Origin of the sequence: Amycolatopsis sp. NPDC051758 (assembly GCF_044453095.1) — a bacterium.
In the GTDB taxonomy this organism is placed as follows: Bacteria; Actinomycetota; Actinomycetes; order Mycobacteriales; family Pseudonocardiaceae; genus Amycolatopsis.
The window spans coordinates 742470-761628 of the sequence record NZ_JBITCJ010000003.1; the positions used below are offsets into that span (position 1 = coordinate 742470).

Here is a 19159-nt window from a genome sequence, read left to right on the forward strand (position 1 = left end):
ACCGTGGGCGCATGGTGCCGGACCGTGCGTCGCGGGCCGTCCGATGAGCTTCTTCACCGGCGGTCCCCGTGAGCGTCCCCTGTTCCCCGTGCCGGAGCAGGAGCTCTACGCGTTCAACGGCCGGCACTGGACCGACGCCCCGCGCGAGCACATCGTCCCGGCGCTGCTGCCGTGGGCGCGGCCGCTGGGCCGGTCCGACCGCACGATCGTGGCGCTGCGGGCCGTCGAGGTGTGGCCCGAGGCGCTGACCCTGCGGGTCACGGTGTACTCCCGGGACGGCCTGGTCGACGACCCGGCCGAAGGGTTGATCGACCACCGCCGGGTACCCGACTACAACGGGCTGCTCATCGGCGTGCTCTACGCCGACGGCAGCCGGGCCAGCTCGGAGACGATTTCGGTGCCGTCGGCGTCCGAACCGGAAGGCCCGGTGCTGCGGGCGCAGGCGGTCGGCGGCAGCCGGTTCGCCGTCGAGCACGAAGTGTTCCTGTGGCCCCTGCCCCCGGCCGGCCCGTTGAAGCTCGTCGTGCAGTGGAAGGACCGGGAGATCCCGGAGACCCGGACGACCCTCGACGGCGGCGCGATCCGGGCCGCGGCGAAGGACGCCGCGGAGATCTGGCCGGGGCTGGGCCGGCGGCAGGTGAACGGCCTGCCGGTGCGCCGCGTCGGCAAGCAGGTCGCGCTCACCCCCGAATGGGGGCCCGCAACGGCGCGGGCGGAGCAGCCGGAACCCGCCCCCGGGGAGTAGTGAGCCGGCTCGTCTGTGACCCCGCGCACCGCGGCCCGGGGTATCTCGAATGGATGAATGGGGTCGCTAGTTAGCGTCGTGGAAACACTTCGACCACCCGCTCGTCATGTCGGGCTGGTGCAGTGGGTTCTCCTCCCCCCGACGCACGTGGCCGTGCACACCCCCGCGAACCCGGATGGGAAAGGTCGCTCATGGCAGGCTCCGCACTCAGCGCACTCGATGTCGCTTTCCTTTGCCTGGAAAGCGAAAACACTCCGATGCACATGGGTGCGGTGGTCACCTTCACCCCCCGAGGGCCGGTGGATCCCGCTGCGCTGACCACGATCCTCGCCGACCGGGCCGCCCGGCTGCCGAAGCTGCGCCAGCGGGCGCGCGCGGAGCTGTTCCCGCCGGGCTCGGCCAGCTGGGCCGAGGACCCGGAATTCGTTGCCGCGGACCACATTCACCACATCGCGCTGAGTTCCCTGTACGAACCGGACCCGCTGGCGGCGTTCGCGTCGCGGTGGATCGCCGAGCCGCTCGACACCGGCCGTCCGCTGTGGGACGTCACGCTGGCCACCGGGCTGCCGAACGGCAGGTTCGCGTTGCTGCTGAAGCTGCACCACGCGCTCACCGACGGCGCCGGGGCGTACGCGGTCGCGGCCGGGCTGCTCGACGGCGTCGAGCTGCCGGAGCGGACCGCCGCGCCGGCCCGGCCGATCCCCGCGCCGCGCTCCACTTTGGACACGGTCAAGGACGCGCTGGGCACGGTGTGGGGGCAGGCGAACGAGACGGCCGGGATCGCGTCGTCGCTCGTGCGTGCCGCGCGGCCGCCGCTGTCCCCGGTGTCGGCCCCGCCCTCTGCCGAACGGCGGCTCGGCTTCGTGCGGCTGCCGCTGGTCGAGCTGCGCCAGGTGCGCCAGGCGCACGGCGGCACGACCAACGACGTCGTGCTGGCGGTGCTTTCCGGCGCACTGCGCGAATGGCTGGTGAACCGCGGCCACCGCGCCGACGGCCGCACGCTGCGCGCGCTGATCCCGGTGAGCGTGCGCGGCCGCGCGGGTGACCAGCTCGGCGGCAACAAGCTGTCGGGGTACCTGTGCGACCTGCCGGTCGGCGAGGACGACCCGGTCGAGCGGCTGCGCGTGGTCCGTCGCGCGATGACCCGCAACAAGGCGGCCGGCCCGAGCCGCGGCGCGGGTGCGCTGCCGCTGCTCGCCGACCGCGTCCCGCCGCTGCTGCACCGCCTGGGCACACGCACGGCGGGACAGGCCGCGCCGATGCTGTTCGACCTGGTGATCACGACGGTCCCGGTGCCCCCGGCGAGGCTGTCCCTGGACGGCGCCCGGATGGCGGAGGTCTACCCGTTCGTGCCGCTGGCCCCGCGTCACGCGGTCGGCATCGCGGTCGCCACCTACCGCGACGCCGTCCACATCGGACTCCAGGCCAACGGCGCGGCGGTGCCGGACGTCGGTTCCCTGCGGGACGCGGTGCTCAAGTCCACGGCCCGCCTCCTCGACGCCTCCTGAGGTTCCCGAGCCGGGACCCGGGCGTCAGCCGCGGAGCATCTCCGCGACCAGGAACGCCAGCTCCAGGGACTGCTGGGTGTTCAGCCGCGGGTCGCACGCCGTCTCGTAGCGGCCCGACAGGTCGATGTCCGAGATCTCCTGGGCGCCGCCCAGGCACTCCGTGACGTCTTCGCCGGTCAGCTCCACGTGGATGCCGCCCGGGTAGGTGCCCAGCTTGTGGTGCACCTCGAAGAAGCCCTGGACCTCGTCGACGATGCGGTCGAAGTGGCGGGTCTTGTACCCGGTGGACGACTCGTGGGTGTTGCCGTGCATCGGGTCGCACTGCCAGATGACCTTGTGCCCGGACGCTTCGACCTTCTCCACGATCGCCGGCAGCACCTCGCGGACCTTGCCGTTGCCCATCCGCGAGATGAGTGTCAGCCGGCCCGGCTCGGAGCGCGGGTCGAGCCGCTCGACGTACTCGACGGCCTGCGCGGGGGTGGTGGTCGGGCCGATCTTCAGCCCGATCGGGTTGGCCAGTAGCTCGGCGAACGCGATGTGCGCGCCGTCCAGCTGGCGGGTGCGCTCGCCGATCCAGAGGAAGTGCGACGACAGGTTGTACAGCTTCGGGTTCGCCGAGTCGGCGTGGTCGAGGCGCAGCATCGAGCGCTCGTAGTCGAGCAGGAGCGCCTCGTGGCTGGCGAAGATCTCGGTCGACTGCAGCGACGTGTCGGTGACGCCGCAGGCCGACATGAACCGCAGGCCGCGGTCGATCTCGTTGGCCAGCGCCTCGAAGCGCTGCGCCGCCGGCGACGCCGACACGAAGTCCTTGTTCCAGTCGTGCACCTGGTGCAGGTCGGCCATGCCGGCGCCGGTGAGGGCGCGGACCAGGTTCATCGCGGCGCCCGCGTTCGCGTAGGCGCGGATCATCCGGCCGGGGTCGGGCACCCGCAGCTCGGGCTTGGCGACCAGCGAGTTGATGATGTCGCCGCGGTAGACCGGCAGGCCCAGCGCGTCGGTCGCGGCCGAGCGCGGCTTCGCGTACTGGCCGGCGATGCGGCCGACCTTGACCACCGGCACGCTCGCGCCGTAGGTCAGCACGACCGCCATCTGCAGCAGCGTGCGCAGGTTGGCCCGGATGTGCGGCTCGGTGTTGGACTCGAACGTCTCCGCGCAGTCGCCGCCTTGCAGGAGGAAGGCCTCGCCGCGGGCGACCATCGCCAGCCGGTCCTTGAGCCGGTCGATCTCGGCCGGGACAGTGATCGGCGGCACGCTCTCCAGCACCCCGCGCACCCGCTTGGTGAGCTCGGGATCGGGCCACTCCGGCTGCTGCGTGGCCGGGAGGGCCAGGGCCTTGTCGAGCCGCGCCCGCAGTTCGGGCGGGAGCGGGGGCAGTTCGGGCAGTGTGTCGACGGGGACGTCCACAGTCCAGTTCACGCAGACCAGGATAAGGTTCGCGCCGTGCTTCGCTCCGCCCGGTGGGCCACCGAGCTCCTCGCCCCCTGGGTGTGGGTCCTCGCGCTCCCCCTCGCCGTCGCCTGGGCCGCCACCGGCCACCGCCTGTTCCCGCGCTGAGCTGGGGACTGCTGATCGCCGTCACCCCTCATCGTCAGCGGGGCTAAGCAGGGCAAATGGGACGGCCATCACGTGACGAACCGGGCCGGGCGCCGGGTCCCGCCGGCGGTCGCCGGGGTGTCGCTCGGCCTCGGCTTCGTCGTGCTGCCGGCCGGGGGCGCGCCCGCAGAGCTGGTCACGCTGGCCGCATCGATGCCGGCGAGCCTGGTGGTCGCGATCACCCTCGGTGCGAAGTTCAAGATTTCGCTGCACGCGGCGGCGGCCTCGGCCGCGGTGGTGGTGGTGGTGGTGCTGCTGCTGCTGCTGCTGACGCTCACGTACGGCCCGTGGGCGCTGCTGCCGGCCCTCCTGGTCGCCTGGGTGACGTGGTCGGCGGTGGCGGTTACCGGGTGCTGCTCACCGCGCTGATCTGAGCCGGGCACGAGCCGTCCGCGGCCGGGAACGTCCCGTCCCGCAGGTAGCGCAAGACGACCTCGTTGCCGCAGGCGTTGTCCCGCGTGAACACCCCGTGCCCGCCCGCGTCGACGGTCACCATCCGCGCCCGGTTTCCGAATGCCGCTCGCGTCTCGCGTGCTCCTGACAACGGTGTCGCCGGGTCACGCCGGTTCTGCACCAGCAGGACGTTCGCCGGGCCCGGGCCGCCCACCCGCACCGGCAGTTCGGCGCGTTCGACGGGCCAGAACGCGCACGGGTTCACGTTCGCCGCGGCCGGGCCGAACATCGGGTGGAGCACCCGTTCGCGGTCGACCGCGCGCTGGTAGTAACCGACGCTCTCGGGCCAGTTGTTGTCGTTGCACAGGACTTGCAGCTGCAGCGCGGCGTGGTTGTCACCGTCGAGCGGACCCGCGGCGGAGCGGGAGGTGCCCGCCCATTCCGCGGCGATCGCCGGGAACGACGCATCGTCGTAAAGCCCGTTCCAGGTGTTCGACCGGAACTCCGGCCCGCGAACGGCCGCCAGTTCGAAGAACTTCGCCGTCACCGCGGCCGGGGTCCGCCCCAGGTGGTAGACGTCGTCACGCGCGGCCGCCCACGCGGCGAAGTCGGGGAAACGGTCGTCGAACCCCTCGGCGAAACGCCGGTTCGCGACGACGTCGAGGCCACGTGGCCCGAGCACGCTGTCGAGCACGATCCGGTCACCGCGGCCGGGGAACATCGACGCGTACGCGGCGCCGAGGTAACTGCCGTACGAGACGCCGTAGTAGGAGATCTTTTTCTCCCCCAACGCTTCGCGGATGCGGTCGAGGTCGCGCGCGGTGTTCGCCGTGGTCATGTGCGGCAGCAGGTCCGCGGTTGCGGCCTGCCCGCACTGCTTCGCCACGACACGCGCTTTGGCCGCGGTGGCGACAACGTCCCGCGGGCCGTCCGCGTACGGGCCGAGGACGGCGCCGCGCTGCTCCGGCGTCATGTCGCAGGTGACCGGCGTGCTGTAGACGGTGCCACGCGGGTCGAAGCCGATGACGTCGTAGGCGTCCGGGAGGCCGGAGTCACCCATCCGCTGCACGAGTTGCGCGGGCATGGCGAGGCCGGGGCTGCCCGGGCCGCCGGGGTTCATCAGCAGCACACCGCGGCGCTTGCCCGGCGTGGCGGCGTGTCGCGAGAGGGTCAGCTCGATCGTGCGGTCCGGATGCGCGTAGTCGAGCGGCACGCGCAGGGTCGCGCATTCGAGCCCGGCCGTCGGCGACGGCGTCAGGCCGTAGTCCGGGCAGGGGGTCGTCCACTCGAGCCTCGGTGACGCGTCCGCCGGCGGTGCGGCGAGCAGGGGCAGGAAAGCCAGCAGTGCCAACGTTTTTCGCATGCTCCGAGCCTGGCCCGCCGGGAGCGCGCAGACGTCAGCCCAGGGGCCGGACGCGGAGGTCCTCCCCTGGGCTGACGGTGCTCACGCGGCTTGCGCGCGGTTGTACAGGTTCTGCGCGTCGGCGCCGAAGTACGGCCCGAACATGTAGCCCGGCAGGAAGGTGTAGCCGAAGCTGTTCACCGAGGCCTGCACACCGGCGCCGGTGCTCTCGTTGAACGACAGGAACCACGGCCCGCCGCTGGAGCCGCCGGTCATGTTGCAGTTCATGCCGTGGTCCTTGGTCAGCAGGAAGTCCGTGAAGGTGCTGCCGCTGCAGTAGATCAGCTTCGTGCCGTCGTAGGGCGCCGCGGCCGGGTAGCCGAAGGTGTACATGCTCTGGTTCTTCGGCTGGTTGAAGGCGATGCCCTGCGCGCCGACGACGTCGGTGAGCCGCTGGCCGTTCAGCGGGTTGACGACGGCCATGCCGACGTCGTAGTTCATGTCCTCACTGGCTTCCCACTGCGGCGTGGTCAGCGTGGTCTTGGCCGCCCACTGGCCGTAGGGCGCGTTGCCGTTGTTGTAGCCGGGGACGAACGTCCACTGCGTGTGCCAGGTGCCCTGGTACTTGACGCAGTGCCCGGCAGTGACCACAACACTGCCGTTCGCGCTGGTGACGGCGTCACCCGAGCACGAGGCGTTCTGGCCGTTGAAGACGAAGAACACGCGCCCGGCGGTGTGGGTGACCTGGCCGCCGCCGGTCCAGGCGCCACCGCCGTTCGGGATGCTCCGGATGATCGCGGCCTGCCCGCGCGCGACGTCCTTCGGCGTGAAGGCCGGGCTCTTGACGAGGTTGTCCATCGGGATGGCCGCCCGCATCGCGTCGGGCGTCCAGAAGGGTTTCGGCGCGGCCTGGGCGGGCGCGCCGACCAGGGCGAACGCTAGGGAGAGGACCGCGGTGACCACCGCTGTCCGGAGAGCCGTGTGCTTCAAGACGCCCACCTTCCGCCGAGGTGAATTACCGCGAACCCGGCACGGTTACTCGAAAGTAGTTGTCCGTGTACACACTGCACAGCCGCCGTTCGGCGTAATGGGTCGAAACGGTCGAAAGCCCCCTCACCAGCGGTGAGGGGGCCTTCGGAACCCTTCGGATCAGACGACGGCGAGCGGCAGCGCCGTCGGGTGCACCGGCGCCGGCAGGTCCGACGCGCCCGTCAGGTACGTGTCGACCGCGTTGGCCACCGACCGGCCTTCCGCGATCGCCCAGACCACCAGTGACGCGCCGCGGTGGGCGTCGCCGCAGACGAACACGCCCGGGGTTTCCGTCTGCCAGTCCGCGCCGCACGACAGCGTGCCGCGGCGGGTGAGGGACAGGCCGAGGCCGTCCAGGAGCGGCATCTCCTCGACCCCCTCGAAGCCGATCGCCAGCAGCACCAGGTCGGCCGGCAGCGTCTCGACCTCGTCGCTGACCGGGATGACCTCGCGGCGGCCGGTCGACGGGTCCTTCTGGACGCGGACCTGCTGCAGCTCGACCGCGCTCACCCGGCCCTCGGCGTTGCCGACGAACCGCTTGACCGCCACCGCGAACTTCCGCTCGCCCGCTTCCTCGTGCGCCGGGTAGGTGCGCAGGATGTAGGGCCAGGTCGGCCACGGCGAGCGGTCGTCGTCCCTTGTGGACGGTGGGATCGGGTACTGGTCCAGCTGCGTCACCGAAAGCGCGCCCTGGCGGGTGGCCGTGCCGTAGGAGTCGGCGCCGGTGTCGCCGCCGCCGATGATCACCACGTGCTTGCCGCGCGCGTCGACCGGGGACGGGCCGTCACCCTCGACGAACCGGTTGGCCGGCACCAGGTGCTCCATCGCCAGGTGGACGCCGGCCAGCTCGCGGCCCGGGGTCACCCTGTCGTCGCGGCCGCGCAGCGCGCCGACCGCGAGCACCACCGCGTCGTACTGCGCGCGCAGGTCGTCCACCGTCAGGTCGACGCCGACCTCGCAGCCGGTGACGAACTTGGTGCCCTCCTTGCGCAGCTGCGCGAGGCGCCGGTCGAGGACCTTCTTCTCCATCTTGAACTCGGGGATGCCGTAGCGCAGCAGCCCGCCGAGCCGGTCGTCGCGCTCGAAGACCGTGACTTCGTGGCCGGCGCGGGTCAGCTGCTGGGCGGCGGCGAGCCCGGCCGGGCCGGAGCCGACCACCGCGACCCGCTGCCCGGACGACACCTCCGCCACCTGTGGCTGGACGTAACCCGCTTCCCAGGACTGGTCGGCGATCGTCTGCTCGACGCGCTTGATCGACACCGGGCCGCCCGACAGCGGCGAGATCGACAGGACGCAGCCCGCCTCGCACGGCGCCGGGCACAGCTTCCCGGTGAACTCGGGGAAGTTGTTGGTCGCGTGCAGCCGGTCGCTCGCCGCGGCCCAGTCGCCGCGGCGGACCAGGTCGTTCCACTCCGGGATCAGGTTGCCGAGCGGGCAGCCGGAGCCACCGGAGTGGCAGAACGGGATGCCGCAGTCCATGCAGCGGGACGCCTGCTTGCGCACCTTTTCGTTGCGCTCGCCCGGGTCGACGTCCGCGTAGACCTCGCCCCACGACTCCAGACGGTCCTCTTTGGACTTCTTCTTGGGCTCTTCGCGTTCGTACTTCAGGAAACCGGTCGGGTCAGCCACGAGCGGCCTCCATGATCGCCTCGTCGACGTCGCGGCCGGCGGCGCGTGCCGCCTTCGCCGCGTCCAGGACCCGCTGGTAGTCGCGCGGCATCACCTTCGTGAACGCCGCCGAGCGGCGCGGCCAGTCGCCGAGCAGCGAGGCCGCCACCGCGGAGCGGGTGAGATCGTAGTGCTGTTGCACTGTTTTCTTCAGCCAGGCCAAGTCGTCCGTGCCCGGCTTGAGCAGGTCCACCATGTCCTGGTTGACCTTCTTGCGGTCGACGTCGAGCACGAACGCCACGCCGCCGGACATGCCGGCCGCCAGGTTCCGCCCGGTCGGGCCGAGCACCACCGCGCGACCGCCGGTCATGTACTCGAAGGCGTGGTCGCCGACCCCTTCGGCGACGACCGTGGCGCCGGAGTTGCGGACGCAGAAGCGTTCGCCGACCTGGCCGCGCAGGAAGATCTCGCCGCCGGTCGCGCCGTACGCGATCGTGTTGCCGGCGATCGTCTGCGCCTCGGCGGCGAAGACGGCTTCCGGGTCGGGGCGGACGACGATCCGGCCGCCGGAGAGGCCCTTGCCGACGTAGTCGTTCGCGTCGCCGACCATGTCGAGGGTGATGCCGCGCGGCAGGAACGCGCCGAGCGACTGGCCCGCCGACCCGGTGAGCGTGACGTTGATGGTGCCCTCGGGCAGGCCTTCCCCGCCGTAGCGGCGGGTGATCTCCGAGCCGAGCAGCGTGCCGACGGTCCGGTTGACGTTGCGCACCGGCAGCTCGATGTTCACGTGGTGCGCGTCTTCCAGGGCCGCCTCGGCGAGCTGGATGAGCGTGCGGTCGAGCGCGTGCTCGAGGCCGTGGTCCTGGCCGCGGGTGCGCCGCTTCGCGCCACCGTACGGTGTCTCGGTCGGCATCTCGAAGATCGGCGCCAGGTCCAAACCGGACGCCTTCCAGTGGTCGACGGCCTCGTCGGTGTTCAGCAGCTCGGCGTGCCCGATCGCTTCGTCGAGCGTCCGGAAGCCCAGTGCGGCAAGGGTTTCCCGGACCTCTTCGGCGACGAACTTGAAGAAGTTCACCACGTGCTCGACCTGGCCGGTGTAGCGCTTGCGCAGTTCGGGGCTCTGCGTGGCGACGCCGACCGGGCAGGTGTCGAGGTGGCAGACGCGCATCATGATGCAGCCCGCGACAACGAGGGGGGCCGTCGCGAAGCCGTACTCTTCGGCGCCGAGCAGCGCCGCGATGACGACGTCGCGCCCGGTCTTCATGGCGCCGTCCACCTGCACGGTGATCCGGTCGCGCAACCCGTTGAGCAGCAACGTCTGCTGGGTCTCGGCGAGGCCGATCTCCCACGGGGTGCCGGCGTGCTTGAGCGAGTTCATCGGGGACGCGCCGGTGCCGCCGTCGTGGCCCGAGATGAGCACGACGTCCGCGTGCGCTTTGGACACTCCCGCCGCGACGGTGCCGACGCCCAAGGAGGACACCAGCTTCACGTGGATGCGGGCGTGCTCGTTGGCGTTCTTGAGGTCGTGGATCAGCTGGGCGAGGTCCTCGATGGAGTAGATGTCGTGGTGCGGCGGCGGGGAGATCAGGCCGACGCCCGGCGTGGAGTGCCGGGTCCGCGCGATCCACGGGTACACCTTGTTCGGCGGCAGCTGGCCGCCCTCGCCGGGCTTCGCGCCCTGCGCCATCTTGATCTGGATGTCGTCGGCGTTGACGAGGTATTCGCTCGTGACACCGAACCGTCCACTGGCGACCTGCTTGATCGCGCTGCGGCGTTCGGGGTCGTAGAGCCGCTCCGGGTCCTCGCCGCCCTCGCCCGTGTTGGACCGGCCGCCGAGCCGGTTCATCGCGATGGCCAGGGTTTCGTGCGCCTCGGCCGAAATCGAGCCGTAGGACATCGCACCGGTGTTGAAGCGCTTGAAGATCGCCTCGGCCGGCTCGACCTCGTCGAGCGGGACCGGCTCGCGGACGCCGTTGCGGAAGGCGAACAGCCCCCGCAGCGTGCCGCCTTCGCGGTAGAGGCGGTGCACCTCTTCGGTGTACTTGCGGTACACCTCTTCACGGCCGGTCTTGGACGCGTGCTGCAGCAGGAACACCGTCTCCGGCGTGAACAGGTGCAGTTCGCCCTCGCGGCGGTAGGCGTACTCGCCGCCGGTGTCGAGTCCACGGTGGACCCGGTCGGTCGGGTTGTCCGGGTAGGCGCGGCGGTGGCGCGTCGCGACTTCTTCGGCGAGCACGGCCAGGCCGACCCCGCCGAGCTTCGACGACGTCCCGGTGAAGTACTCGTCGAGCAGGTCCTGGGCCAGGCCGAGGGATTCGAAGACCTGGGCGGCGGTGTACGCGCCGACCGTCGAGATGCCCATCTTGGACATGATCTTCAGGACACCCTTGACCAGCGCCTGCACGTAGTTGCGGATGGCCTTGCGGGCCTCGATGCCGGTGACCGCGCCCTGGCCGATCATGTCTTCGATGGTCTCGAAGGCCAGGTACGGGTTGACCGCGGCGGCGCCGTACCCGAGCAGCAGCGCGATGTGGTGCACCTCGCGGGCGTCCCCGGATTCGACGACGAGCGCGACGCGAAGCCGTTCCTTCGTGCGGACCAGGTGGTGGTGCACCGCGGAGACCAGCAGCAGCGACGGGATCGGCGCCATCCGGTGGTCGGAGTCGCGGTCGGACAGCACGAGCGTGCGCGCGCCGGCCGCGATCGCCTCGGACGCCTCACGCCGGACGCGCTCGATCGCCGACGCCAGCGCCTCGGCGCCGCCGTCCACTTCGTACAGTCCGGAAAGGACGCTGCAGGCGAAGCCGGGGAGGTCGCCGTCGTCGTTGATGTGGATGAGCTTGGCGAGCTCGTCGTTGTCGATGACCGGGTACGGCAGTTTGAGGTGGCGGCAGGACGCCGGGCCGGGGGCCAGGAGGTTGCGCTCCGGGCCCATGATCCGCGCCATGCAGGTGACGAGCTCCTCGCGGATCGCGTCCAGCGGCGGGTTGGTCACCTGCGCGAAGTTCTGTTTGAAGTAGTCGTAGAGGAGCCGAGATCGCTTGGACAGCACCGCGGGCGGGGTGTCGGTGCCCATCGAGCCGATCGGCTCGGCGCCCTTCTCGGCCATCGGCGCGAGCAGGATCTTGAGCTCTTCTTCGGTGTAGCCGAAGGAAAGCTGGCGCCGCAGCACCGAATCGTGGCTCTGCACGACGTGGTCGCGGTCGGGCAGCTCGGCGATCTTCAGCAGCCCCGCGTGCAGCCAGCCCTCGTACGGGAGGTTCTTGGCCAGCGCGGACTTGACCTCTTCGTCGTCGACGATCCGGCCGGCTTCGGTGTCGACCAGGAACATCTTGCCGGGCTTGAGCCGGCCCTTGGCGACGACGTCCTTCGGGGCGACGTCGAGCACGCCGGCCTCGCTGGCGAGCACCACCCGGTCGTCGGCCGTGCGCCACCAGCGCGCCGGGCGGAGGCCGTTGCGGTCGAGGACCGCGCCGACCAGGCTGCCGTCGGTGAACGTGACGCAGGCGGGACCGTCCCACGGCTCCATGAGACTGGCGTGGAACTGGTAGAAAGCGCGCCGCTCGGGCTTCATGGTGGCGTGGTTCTCCCACGCCTCCGGGATCATCATCAGCACGGCGTGCGGGAGCGAGCGGCCGCCGAGGTGCAGCAGTTCCAGGACCTCGTCGAAGGACGCGGAGTCCGACGCGTCCGGCGAGCAGATGGGGAACAGCCGGGACAGGTCGCCGTCGAGGACCTCGGATTCGAGGAGCGCCTCGCGGGCCCGCATGCGGTTGCGGTTGCCGCGGATGGTGTTGATTTCGCCGTTGTGGGCCACGAACCGGAACGGGTGCGCCAGCGGCCACGACGGGAAGGTGTTGGTGGAGAAGCGGGAGTGCACCAGCGCGATGGCGCTTTCCAGCCGCTCGTCACGCAGGTCGGCGAAGAACGCGGGCAGCTGCTCCGGCGTCACCATTCCCTTGTAGACGATGGTCCGCGAGGACAGCGACGGGAAGTACGTGCCACAGCCCGAGTTCGCGCTTTCGTGCTCGACGCGCTTGCGCAGGCAGAAGGCGAGGCGGTCGAGTTCGAGGCCGGCCTTGCCGTCACCGGTGACGAACAGCATCGCGAAGTGCGGCATGACCGAGCGGGCGGTCGGGCCGATGTCGGCGCGGTCGGCGTCGACCGGCACCTCCCGCCAGCCGAGGACCTCGAGGCCCTCTTCGACGGCGATGCGTTCGGCCAGTTCGACGGCCTTGCGGCGCTGCTCGGCGTCTTCGGGCAGGAACGCGATGCCCGCGGCGTAGGTGTGGTGGCCGCGCTCATCGGGTGCGGGGAGCGCAAAACCGGCCTCGGCGCGCAACAGCGCGTCGGGCAGCTGCAGGAGGATGCCCGCGCCGTCACCGCTGGTCGGCTCGGCGCCGGCGGCTCCTCGGTGGTCCAGGTTGGTCAGCGCGGCCAGGCCGTCGGTGACGATGCCGTGGGAGCGGCGCCCGCGGATGTCGGCCACCATGGCCACACCGCAGGAGTCCTGTTCGGTCTCCGGGTCGTAGAGACCCTGCTTGCCGGGAATGGCGGAGAAGATCATGAAGGGACCTCCTTCGTCGTCTTGTCGTGCGGGGCCGGGCGACCGGCCGGGGAGCGCACGGGACGACGATGGCCCGCTTGTTAGCGCGACTTTAACACCTGGGAAACACGCCAGCATCCGTTCAGAGCGCCCCGAACGACGTCGGACGGTAACGATCTGGCTGCGCGGAACGACATAGTTCCTGATGGGTTCCCGGTAGTTCGCTGTGCTAAGTATACGGCCCGGAAACGTCCGTCAAGTCTAACGTGACGGGTCCGACGTGGCGCGTCGGGATTGTGTCCCCGCTCACTAGAACGTGTTACATTTCGCCGCATGATCCTCGATCGGTTCAAGCTCACCGACCAGGTCGCGGTGGTCACCGGCGCCGGCCGCGGGATCGGGGCGGCCACCGCCGTGGCCCTCGCCGAGGCGGGTGCCGACGTGGTCATCGCCTCCCGCACCGAATCCCAGCTCGACGAGGTGGCTTCGCGGGTTTCCGACGCGGGCCGCCGCGCTGTTCCTGTTCCCGTGGACCTCTCCTCACCGGAGGCCGCGGCGGCGCTGGCGTCGACGGCGGTGGCGGAGTTCGGCCGGCTCGACCTGGTGGTCAACAACGTCGGCGGCACCTACCCGCGGCCCCTGCTGGAGTCTTCGGTCGACTTCATGGAGGAGGCGTTCCGCTTCAACGTGGCGACGGCCCACGCGCTGACCGTGGCGGCGGCCCCGTCGCTGGTCAAGACGGGCGGCTCGATCGTCAACATTTCGTCAGTGATGGGCCGGCTGTCCGGCCGCGGCTTCGCGGCGTACGGAACGGCGAAGGCGGCCCTGGCCCACTACACGCGCCTGGCGGCGGCGGACCTCGCGCCGCGGGTGCGGGTGAACGCGATCTCGGTGGGCTCGGTCCTGACGTCCGCCCTGGAGATCGTGGCCGGCAACCCGGAGCTGCGCTCGAAGATGGAGTCGGCAACACCGCTGGGCCGGATCGGCGAGGCCGAGGACATCGCGGCGACGGTGGTGTTCCTGGCGTCCCGGGCCGGCGGGTACATCACCGGCAAGATCCTCGAGGTCGACGGCGGACTGCAGGCACCCAACCTGGAACTGGGCCTGCCCGACCTTTCGTGAGCCGGGATTGTCGGTGCGCCCCGGTAGCGTGGAAAACGGGGGCTGCTCAGCGCGGATCGCGAGTTTGTTGGCGGGTCGCCAGCGCCCCAATGTGGCGTTGGGTGCGTCTCACGCACCCAATGTGGCGTTCGGTGCGTCTCACGCACCCAATGTGGCGTTGGGGCGCATCGGCCCGGCAGACCGGCGCGGCCCGGCTCGGCCGATCTCGGCCGCCGCTCGTTGGCACACGTGACATCGGCGGGCCTGCGGAGTTCGCCTGTTGGCCGACGGCCAGCGCCCCAAGGCGACCTTCGGTGCGTCTCACGCACCCAAGGCGGCCTTCGGTGCGTCTGACGCACCCAATGTGGCCTTCGGGCGCTCGTGACCGGGCGCAACCCGAGCCCGGACGCACTGAAGGCCACCATCGGAACCTGATGGTGGCCTTCAGAAACTCGAGCTGTCAGCTCTCGTCGGTCTTCTTCGGCTCCTCGGCCGAGGCGGGCGGCGCGTCCTCAGCGGACTTCTCGGCGGGAGCCTCCGCGGCCACCTTCACCGAGTCCGAGTCCGAGTCCGAGTCCGAAGCCGAGTCCGAGTCCAAAGCCGAGTCCGAGTCCGAGACCGGCTCCTCATCCGGACCAGGCGCATCCTTGCTGCGCAGCAGCTCCGGCGCCTCCCGCGGCCCCCGCTTCCCGGCGAGCACGAAGTACACCACCGCCGCGGCGAACAGCAGGATCGACGTCCACACGTTCACCCGCAGGCCGAGGATGTGGTTGGCCGTGTCGGTGCGCATCATCTCGATCCAGCCGCGGCCCACCGTGTAGCCCGCGACGTACAGCGCGAACACGCGGCCGTGGCCCAGCTTGAAGCGCCGGTCCGCCCACACGACCAGCAGCGCGACCAGCAGGTTCCAGATCAGCTCGTACAGGAACGTCGGGTGGACCGGGCTCTCCGGCAGCGGGATGTGCCCCGTCGCGACGCCGTTGAGGAGGTTGTCCGGGTCCTCCGGGTTGAAGCGCTGGTAGACCTCCAGGCCCCACGGCAGGTCCGTGTGCGCGCCGTAGAGCTCCTGGTTGAAGTAGTTGCCGATGCGGCCGATGGCCTGGGCGACGACGATGCCGGGGGCGATCGCGTCGGCCATCGCCGGCAGCGGGACGCCCTTGCGGCGGCACGCGATGAGCGCGCCCACCGCGCCGAGGGCGATGGCGCCCCAGATGCCGAGACCACCGTCCCAGATCGCGAACGCGTTCCAGGGGTTCTTGCCCTCGGTGAAGTACAGCTCGGGGTCGGTGATCACGTGGTACAACCGGCCGCCGACCAGGCCGAACGGCACGGCGAACACGGCCATGTCGACCACCGTGCCCTTGGTGCCGCCACGGGCGGCCCAGCGCCGCTCCCCCCACCAGATCGCCACGATGATGCCGGCGATGATGCACAGGGCGTACGCGCGCAGCGGGATCGGCCCCAGGTGCCAGACCCCGCGGTCTGGGCTCGGGATCGTCGCGAGGAAGGCGGTCATCACGCGGCCACCGTAGCGCTAAGGCGCCGGAGCATCCAAGGCGGCCAGGTAGCCCGCCACCAGCGCGTGCGCGACCTGCGCGACGGCCTCGTCCCGCGGGAGGAACTGCTCGTCGTGCAGGCTCGGCACCCCGGCCGTGTCGCCGAGGCCGACGAACAGCATCAGCCCGCGGGTTCCGCCGCCGCAGTAGTGGGCGAAGTCGTCGGCGCCGAACGACCGGAACTGGTCGTCGACGACGAAGCCCGCGTGCCGCAGCCACTGCTGGGCGCTCGCCGCCAGCGCCGGGTCGTTGTTCAGCACCGGCTCGCACGGGTTGATCTTCAGCTCGGCGGTGCAGCCGTGCGCCTTCGCCGTGCCGTGGACGATCTCCTCGAGGTTCTCGAGCGCGCTCTCCCGGTCCTTCTCGCGCATCACCCGCAGCGAGCCGAACGCGGTCGCGCTGTTGGGGACGACGTTGGCCGCGGCGCCGGCCCGGATCCGGCCGATCGAGCAGACCGCGCCGAACACCGGGTCGATCCGGCGCGACGCCAGCTGCTGCAGGCTCACCACCACCTGCGACAGCGCCAGGATCGGGTCGCGCAGCAGGTGCGGGTAGCCGGCGTGGCCGCCCTGGCCGTGCAGCGTCACTTCGAACTCGTCGGTGGACGCGTTCACCGGCCCGGGTGACGCCGACACCACGCCGTGCGCGATCCGCGGCTGGACGTGCGCGCCGATCACGGTGTCCACCCCGAACTCGGCCAGCACGCCGGACTCGACGACGTCGAGCGCGCCGGGCGGCGACGTCTCCTCCCGCGGCTGCAGCAGCGCCAGGATCGGCCGCGGGACACCCACGCGCACCGCCGCGCGGCCGGCCGCGACCAGCGCGGCGAGGTGGACGTCGTGGCCGCACGCGTGCATCACGTCGGACTCCGACGCCCACGGCACGTTGGTGCCTTCCAGCACCGGGAGCGCGTCGAGCTCGGCCCGCAGCGCCACCGCCGGGCCGTCCGCGGCGCCGGGGAGCCGGATCGCGCGGCCGGTCTTGGCGACGCGGGTCCCGTCACCCGCGCCGAGCGCGGCGGTCACCAGGCGGGCGGTGTCCTCTTCGTCGCCGGAGCCGCGCGGATCGGCGTGCACCGCGTGCCGGAGCTCGACGGCGGCGGGCAGCTCGTCGGCGATCGCCCGCGTCCACCGGTCCCAAAGGTCGTTCACACCTGCTCCAAGCGATAGATCCTCTTCGCGTTCTCGTGCCCCACCAAAGCACACAGCCGGACGGCGTCCATTTCGGACATTGCGTCGGCGGCCAGCGCCGCACGCAGGAAGTCGGAGAGTCCCTGCCGGAACAGGGCCGTGCCCAGGTGGTACAGCTCGGCCAGGCCGAACGCGTCGGTCGAGAAGAGCACCTTCCCGAACGGCGCGATCTCCAGGAGCTCGGCCAGCACGGCCGGCGCCCGGAACCCCGCGTTGTGCGTGATGAGCCCGGCGTCGACGAACACGTGCTCGAAGACCTGCGCCAGATACGCGGCGTTGCGGTGGAACGGGTAGTTGTGCAGCAGGAGGATCGGCACCCCGCGGTCGCGGGTCGCCCGCAGCAGCCCCGTGAGCAGGAGCGGGTCGCAGCGGTGCAGGTCGACGTCGGAGTCGCCGTAACCGACGTGGAACTGCACGGGCAGGCCCAGGTCGAGGCCGGTGAACACCAGGAAGCGGTGCAGCACCTCGTCGGCGAGGCGGGTGCCGCCCGCGACGAGCCAGCGTCCCGCCGCGGCTTCGACCTCCGACGGCGACGGCCGCTCCCCCGCCAGCTCGAGGCCGACGCGGTAGGCCGCGATCGACTTGAGCCCGACGGCGGTCGCGGCGCGTTTCCCCAGCTCATCGGCGAAGGCCGCGGCAAAACCGGCGGCGGTCGTCCCCCGGATGACGTCTTCGGCGACCTGCTCCAGCCGGACGACGTCGTGCGCGCGGGTGCCGGCCAGCTCGGCGAACTCCGGCGTGGTGGTCAGCGAATCGGGCCGGAATCCGCCGTCCAGCAGGAAGTCCGTGGTGCCGGTGGCGCGCAGGAACCGCCGGGCCACCTCGGCCGCGCCCAGCTCGGCGCGGCGGCCGAGGTAGGCGTCGGCCGGGGCGTGTTTCGGCAGGTCGAGCACGGGCGCGCAGCGTTCGCGCACGGCCAGCCCGATCAGCGAGTCGAACAGGCTGGTGCCGAGCGGCGACGTCGTGTCGGCCTCGGTCAGCATCACCTCGAAGTCCGCGCGGGCCACGTCCTTCGTCACGACGCCGTGGCAGTGGTGGTCCACCAGCGGCAGGTCCGCGACGAAGGGGAGCAGGTCGGTCATGCGCCTCCGTCCAGGTCGGTCAACCTCGTCCCCACCCTACGAGCGAAGCGGGGAGCCGACAGCACCAAGATCACCGCGAGCACGAGCACCGCGCCGGCCACCACCGGGAACCACCGCGCCGGACCTTCGGCCGGATACGGCACAACGTTGACGTAGACGGTGTAACCGAGGACGGCGAGCGCGCCGATCGGGAACACGAGGTGCCACACCGGCACGCGCATCCGGCGCTTCACGAACAGCAGCAGGATCGCGCCGGCCGTGGTGAGCAGGTAGATCACCAGCAGGATGAGCGTCCCGATCGAGCCGGACCAGGCGAAGGTGTCCGACGCCGTCGCGCCGAAGAACAGCGCGCAGACCACGATGATCAGCGCCGCCGCCGCGGTCACCGCGCTGACCGCCACCACCGGTGTGCCCTGCTTGGACGTGCGGCCGATGCCGCGGCCGCCGACGGCGTCGCGGCCGAGGGCGAACAGCAGCCGTGAGCCGCCGACGACACAGGCGAGGCAGCACCCGAACGCGCTGATCGCGGCGCCGACGCTGATGACGTCACCCACCCAGGCGCCCGCGTAGCGGCTCCCGAGGTCGCCGAGCAGGGACGGCGAGGCGTGGAACGCCGTCGCGTCCGAGCCGAACGCCATCATCTCGACGGCGGTGACCACGACGAAGTAGACACCGCCGAAGACGGCCGTGCCGAGGATCGCGCGCGGGATGTTGCGCTTCGGGTCGTGGGTTTCTTCGCCGAGCGTCGCGGCGGCTTCGAAGCCGGCGAAGGACAGAAAGCCGAAAACGGCACCGAGGAACACTCCGGACAATCCGGCATCAGGCGTGAAGGTGAAGACGTCCAGGGTGAACCGCGCGTCGCCGGGTGCGCTCCCGGCGATCAGCCGGACCAGGATCACCACGGTGACCAGCAGGATCACCGCGATCGTGGCGCCTTCGACGGCGAGCAGGGTGCTCGTGCCACGCCGTGCGGGAGCCACGGACAGCAGCCAGGCGCCGACCAGCGCGACGGCGGTCAGCACGAACGGGCCCCAGGACGGCGGGTTCGGCCAGATCCCCACCTGGGTCAGGAAAGCGGTGCCGAGTGTGCCCGCGGCCGAGCTCGTCACGACCGCGTAGAACGTGTACGTCCCGAGAAGGCCGATGCCGGAGACGACGCCGGCGCGCGGGCCGAGCGTCGCGCCGACGAAGGCGTACACCGAGCCGGCGTGCTGATAGTGCTGACAGAGCTTGACGAAGCCGTACGCGACCAGCAGCACGCCGACCGCCGAGAGCAGGAAGGCGAGCGGGACGGCGCGGCCCGCGGCGGACGCGGTCTGCTGGGGGTTGATATTGGCGGCCATGCTGGGGGCCATCAACGCCACGGACAGGCCGACGGCCTGCCAGACGGTGAGGGAGCGGCGCAGCGCTGGACGGGTTTCGACGGTGTCTGACACGATCTCCACCTCTTTCTCAAGGTACTCAGT

Annotated in this window: 13 protein-coding genes; 4 read left to right on the plus strand and 9 right to left on the minus strand. The window is 71.3% G+C overall.

Annotation, left to right across the window (positions count from 1 at the left end; genetic code table 11):
- The first annotated feature begins 43 nt into the window (after positions 1-43).
- Entirely contained in the window at positions 44-745 is a 702-nt protein-coding gene (locus ACIA5G_RS18820; protein ID WP_395924647.1) for a hypothetical protein, read from the plus strand.
- 191 nt (positions 746-936) lie between these two features.
- Positions 937-2253 carry a wax ester/triacylglycerol synthase family O-acyltransferase gene (locus tag ACIA5G_RS18825; RefSeq protein ID WP_395924649.1) on the plus strand — a complete coding sequence of 439 codons (1317 nt, stop codon included), beginning with the start codon at positions 937-939 and terminating at the stop codon, positions 2251-2253.
- Between the two features lie 24 nt (positions 2254-2277).
- On the opposite strand, the gene ACIA5G_RS18830 is transcribed toward ACIA5G_RS18825, so the two are convergent.
- Positions 2278-3669 (minus strand): class II 3-deoxy-7-phosphoheptulonate synthase, encoded by a 1392-nt coding sequence (locus ACIA5G_RS18830; RefSeq protein ID WP_395924651.1) that lies wholly within the window; start codon positions 3667-3669, stop codon positions 2278-2280.
- A gap of 210 nt (positions 3670-3879) precedes the next feature.
- Here ACIA5G_RS18830 and ACIA5G_RS18835 point away from each other — a divergent pair, with 210 nt between their 5' ends.
- Positions 3880-4215 (plus strand): hypothetical protein, encoded by a 336-nt coding sequence (locus ACIA5G_RS18835; protein WP_395924653.1) that lies wholly within the window; start codon positions 3880-3882, stop codon positions 4213-4215.
- Here ACIA5G_RS18835 and ACIA5G_RS18840 read toward each other — a convergent pair.
- The 4 genes from ACIA5G_RS18840 to gltB all read right to left on the minus strand — a co-directional run bounded on the left by ACIA5G_RS18840 (position 4190) and on the right by gltB (position 12785).
- Entirely contained in the window at positions 4190-5602 is a 1413-nt protein-coding gene (locus ACIA5G_RS18840; RefSeq protein WP_395924655.1) for an alpha/beta hydrolase, read from the minus strand. The genes ACIA5G_RS18835 and ACIA5G_RS18840 overlap by 26 nt on opposite strands.
- Positions 5603-5683: 81 nt before the next feature.
- Positions 5684-6571, minus strand: coding sequence for a trypsin-like serine peptidase (locus tag ACIA5G_RS18845; protein ID WP_395924657.1), 888 nt, complete (start codon positions 6569-6571; stop codon positions 5684-5686).
- Between the two features lie 159 nt (positions 6572-6730).
- Positions 6731-8239 (minus strand): glutamate synthase subunit beta, encoded by a 1509-nt coding sequence (locus tag ACIA5G_RS18850; protein WP_395924659.1) that lies wholly within the window; start codon positions 8237-8239, stop codon positions 6731-6733.
- Positions 8232-12785 (minus strand): glutamate synthase large subunit, encoded by a 4554-nt coding sequence (gltB, locus tag ACIA5G_RS18855; RefSeq protein ID WP_395924661.1) that lies wholly within the window; start codon positions 12783-12785, stop codon positions 8232-8234. The genes ACIA5G_RS18850 and gltB overlap by 8 nt, the downstream gene beginning before the upstream one ends.
- A gap of 312 nt (positions 12786-13097) precedes the next feature.
- On the opposite strand from gltB, the gene ACIA5G_RS18860 reads away from it, so the two are divergent.
- On the plus strand, positions 13098-13886 hold the full coding sequence (locus ACIA5G_RS18860; RefSeq protein ID WP_395924663.1) for an SDR family oxidoreductase: 789 nt from the start codon (positions 13098-13100) through the stop codon (positions 13884-13886).
- Between the two features lie 439 nt (positions 13887-14325).
- Here the strand turns inward: ACIA5G_RS18860 and lgt are convergent, their stop codons facing one another.
- From lgt to ACIA5G_RS18880, 4 genes are read right to left on the minus strand one after another with little or no spacing between them, the layout of a single operon-like run.
- Complete coding sequence (lgt, locus tag ACIA5G_RS18865; protein WP_395924953.1) at positions 14326-15381, minus strand: prolipoprotein diacylglyceryl transferase; 1056 nt, start codon at positions 15379-15381, stop codon at positions 14326-14328.
- Positions 15382-15399: 18 nt separating this feature from the next.
- Complete coding sequence (locus tag ACIA5G_RS18870; protein WP_395924665.1) at positions 15400-16572, minus strand: M20 family metallopeptidase; 1173 nt, start codon at positions 16570-16572, stop codon at positions 15400-15402.
- Positions 16569-17693, minus strand: a complete 1125-nt coding sequence (locus ACIA5G_RS18875; protein WP_395924667.1) for an amidohydrolase family protein — start codon at positions 17691-17693, stop codon at positions 16569-16571. The genes ACIA5G_RS18870 and ACIA5G_RS18875 overlap by 4 nt, the downstream gene beginning before the upstream one ends.
- A complete protein-coding gene (locus ACIA5G_RS18880; protein WP_395924669.1) occupies positions 17690-19129 on the minus strand; it encodes an APC family permease in 1440 nt (479 codons plus the stop codon). The genes ACIA5G_RS18875 and ACIA5G_RS18880 overlap by 4 nt, the downstream gene beginning before the upstream one ends.
- Between the last annotated feature and the right edge of the window lie 30 nt (positions 19130-19159).

Excerpts from the sequence above, each read along its gene's own strand:
- ACIA5G_RS18820 (WP_395924647.1), top strand. The coding sequence starts at position 44 with ATGAGCTTCTTCACCGGCGGTCCCCGTGAGCGTCCCCTGTTCCCCGTG.
- ACIA5G_RS18825 (WP_395924649.1), top strand. The coding sequence starts at position 937 with ATGGCAGGCTCCGCACTCAGCGCACTCGATGTCGCTTTCCTTTGCCTG.
- ACIA5G_RS18840 (WP_395924655.1), bottom strand. The coding sequence starts at position 5,602 with ATGCGAAAAACGTTGGCACTGCTGGCTTTCCTGCCCCTGCTCGCCGCA.
- gltB (WP_395924661.1), bottom strand. The coding sequence starts at position 12,785 with ATGATCTTCTCCGCCATTCCCGGCAAGCAGGGTCTCTACGACCCGGAG.
- ACIA5G_RS18860 (WP_395924663.1), top strand. The coding sequence starts at position 13,098 with ATGATCCTCGATCGGTTCAAGCTCACCGACCAGGTCGCGGTGGTCACC.
- lgt (WP_395924953.1), bottom strand. The coding sequence starts at position 15,381 with ATGACCGCCTTCCTCGCGACGATCCCGAGCCCAGACCGCGGGGTCTGG.
- ACIA5G_RS18875 (WP_395924667.1), bottom strand. The coding sequence starts at position 17,693 with ATGACCGACCTGCTCCCCTTCGTCGCGGACCTGCCGCTGGTGGACCAC.